1 protein-coding gene is annotated in these 608 nt (G+C 65.7%); it reads left to right on the forward strand.

The window, feature by feature from the left end; all coding sequences use genetic code 11:
- Positions 1–291: DUF4115 domain-containing protein (locus QZH66_RS18100; protein WP_305807187.1), on the forward strand; the 291-nt coding region annotated here is incomplete at its 5' end.
- Between the last annotated feature and the right edge of the window lie 317 nt (positions 292–608).

Here is a 608-nt window from a genome sequence, read left to right on the forward strand (position 1 = left end):
GCCGCACCGACTGAGGCGCCGGCTGGCAATGCCGCAGTGGTCGTGCCGCCGCCGGCCGGTGTGCTCGCGTTTCGGGGGCGTGGCGAGTCCTGGGTGCAGGTGCGCGATGCAACGGGCGCGGTGGTTTTTCAACGCACTCTGGCCAAGGGTGAGGACGCCTCTGCGTCAGGCGTTTTGCCTTTGACGGTGGTGGTGGGCAGGGCCGACGCCACCGAGGTGTTTGTGCGCGGCACGCTGTTCGATCTCGCTGGCGTTGCCCGGGAGAATGTGGCCCGTTTCGAGGTGAAGTAGTGAAAAAATCAGACGACGCTGCGAACTCCATACAGATTGCCTCGCCTGCGTCGCGCAGCACGCGCCNTGGTGGGCAGGGCCGACGCCACCGAGGTGTTTGTGCGCGGCACGCTGTTCGATCTCGCTGGCGTTGCCCGGGAGAATGTGGCCCGTTTCGAGGTGAAGTAGTGAAAAAATCAGACGACGCTGCGAACTCCATACAGATTGCCTCGCCTGCGTCGCGCAGCACGCGCCAGGCGCGCGTGGTCTGGGCTGGGCACACGGTGACCGTGGGCGGGGATGCCCCTGTGCGCGTCCAGTCCATGACCAATACCGAT

Source organism: Stenotrophomonas sp. YIM B06876, assembly GCF_030711595.1.
Classification (GTDB): domain Bacteria; phylum Pseudomonadota; class Gammaproteobacteria; order Xanthomonadales; family Xanthomonadaceae; genus Stenotrophomonas.